This window comes from Rhodoluna sp., assembly GCF_049276775.1.
Classification (GTDB): domain Bacteria; phylum Actinomycetota; class Actinomycetes; order Actinomycetales; family Microbacteriaceae; genus Rhodoluna.
The window spans coordinates 1-2,377 of record NZ_JBASXC010000044.1 but is presented as its reverse complement, the minus strand read 5'-3'; the positions used below and the strand labels follow the sequence as shown (position 1 = coordinate 2,377).

General features: G+C 50.2%; 3 protein-coding genes. All 3 read left to right on the top strand.

From position 1 onward, the window contains the following. Positions 1 to 30 precede the first annotated feature (30 nt). The gene (gene gmd, locus WAO31_RS03290; protein ID WP_509590225.1) at positions 31 to 1,059 is read left to right on the top strand and encodes a GDP-mannose 4,6-dehydratase; all 1,029 of its coding nucleotides are present in this window, start codon (positions 31 to 33) and stop codon (positions 1,057 to 1,059) included. Beyond that, positions 1,038 to 1,841: a glycosyltransferase gene (locus WAO31_RS03285; protein ID WP_509590223.1), complete on the top strand. Its 804-nt coding sequence runs from the start codon at positions 1,038 to 1,040 to the stop codon at positions 1,839 to 1,841. The genes gmd and WAO31_RS03285 overlap by 22 nt, the downstream gene beginning before the upstream one ends. Beyond that, the coding region (locus WAO31_RS03280; RefSeq protein WP_509590220.1) for an NAD-dependent epimerase/dehydratase family protein at positions 1,838 to 2,377 on the top strand (540 nt) is incomplete at its 3' end. The genes WAO31_RS03285 and WAO31_RS03280, both read left to right, overlap by 4 nt.

Below are 2,377 nucleotides of genomic sequence, written 5' to 3'. Positions count from 1 at the left end.
TGGCTAAACTTAGAGCGAAACCCGAGGCGGATGATGAAAAAAGCTCTGATAACAGGCATTACTGGTCAAGATGGCTCCTACCTTGCCGAACTCTTGCTGGCAAAAGGTTACGAAGTTCACGGCATTATCAGGCGTGCTTCAACATTCAATACCGAACGAATCGAACATCTTTACCAGGATCCCCACGAGAAAAATCAAAGACTTTTCCTCCACTACGGGGATCTGACAGATGGCTCCAGGTTAGTCACCTTGTTGAGCAAGATTCAGCCGGATGAGGTCTACAACCTCGCAGCTCAATCGCATGTGCGTGTGTCATTTGATGAACCTGAATACACTGGAGACACAACAGGGCTCGGGACAGTCCGATTGTTGGAAGCCATCCGACTAACGGAGATTCCTGCGCGCTTCTACCAGGCTTCAAGCTCCGAGATGTTTGGTGCAGCGCCCCCACCCCAAAATGAGAAGACTGAATTTCACCCAAGATCTCCTTACGGTGTTTCGAAGCTTTACTCGCATTGGATCGCTAGAAACTATCGCGAGTCTTATGGGCTTTACGCAGCCAGCGGAATCTTGTTCAACCATGAAAGCCCTAGACGAGGCCCCACTTTCGTAACTCGGAAAATCACCCGCGCTGTCGCCAGAATTTCCAATGGGCTTGAAACACAGCTTCACCTTGGAAACCTTGATGCGCGCAGGGACTGGGGCTACGCACCAGAGTACGTTGTTGCTATGTGGCAGATGCTGCAACAGCCAGAACCGGGTGACTACGTGATTGGCACCGGAACCAGCCTGAGTGTTCAAGAGTTCTTAGAACTAGCCTTTGGCCACGTGAATCTAGATTGGGAAAAGTACGTCAGGTTCGACCAGAAGTACGTAAGGCCAGCAGAAGTAGATTCCTTGATTGGCGATGCAGCCTTAGCGGAATCCAGCCTTGGCTGGAAAGCTTCAGTTCAACCAAGCGAACTAGCCGCACTTATGGTTGATCACGACTTACAAAGTATCGAAGGGCACGTAGTTGATAAACCCGTTGGGCCAGTTTGGGCCAAGGCCACGGCTTGAGCTTTGAAATAGGGATTGTTGTTCCAACACTTGGAACACGACCCGACTACCTACGGAAGTGCCTCGAGTCAATCCGCTTGGCGGGGAAATCACACATAAACCTAGTGGCACCATCTGACTATGACTCGGCCCCGCTCGTGAGCGCAGGCCTAGTAGACCAGGTCACTCCAGATCCAAGATCTGGACTATCGGACGCCATAAATGCAGGCATGAAGACTCTTCCGGAGAGGATAAAGCTGGCTAACTGGCTAGGCGATGACGATATTCTCAAACCTGGAACACTCGACACACTGGCTGCTGAGTTTTCGGAACCTTCTGTTGTTCTCGTCTATGGGCATTGTGCTTACATCGACGACAATGGGGAGAAGATGTGGTCCAGTCCGACCGGACAATTTGCAGCTCAAATCCTACGATTTGGCCCGGACCTTATTCCTCAGCCAGGTGCACTTTTTCGAAAAGAGGCCTTTGAAAAAGTGGGAGGACTTTCTGCGGATTTTGGCTGGGCTTTCGATTTTGATCTGCTGATCAAGCTTTCAAAAATAGGGAACCTTAAGTTTGTTCCTATTACTGTTTCTGGCTTTCGCTGGCACTCGGATTCGTTGACGGTCAGGGCCAGATGGAAATCTGTAGGTGAGGCAAGTAAAGTGCGCCGGACTCATCTACCTCTCTTTCTTAGACCCTTTTCCTTTATTTGGGAAGTGCCCGTGGTACTTGCAACCTATCTAGCAGGGATTCGAGTCAATAGGCTTGCTCTGAAAGCTAAATCGAACGGTAAGTCATGAGAATCTATGTCGCGGGTCACAAAGGTCTAGTTGGTAGCGCGTTGGTGCGCGCAATAGATAAGCATCCGGATCACGCCTGGATTGGCAAGACTCGTTCGGAACTTGACCTGTTAGACCGCAAGGCGGTTTTTGACTTTCTTGCTTCACAAGAACCGGATGCTGTCATTGTTGCTGCGGCCAAAGTCGGCGGAATTATGGCTAACAGCACCTACCCGGTCGAGTTCCTATCTGAAAATCTGCAAATTGAGACAAATCTGATTGATGGAGCTCATGCAGCAAACATCGAGAAGCTCCTCTTCCTTGGATCCTCGTGCATCTACCCCAAGCTATCTCGGCAACCAATCAAGGAAGAGTACTTACTTACTGGCCCTCTTGAGTCAAGCAATGAGCCATACGCGCTCGCCAAGATTTCGGGCCTAAAACTTGTTGAAGCGTACAGAAGACAGCACCAACGCAAATGGATTTCCGCTATGCCAACCAACGTCTATGGCCCCGGTGACAATTTCGATGAGACCACTTCGCACGCTCTTCCCGCG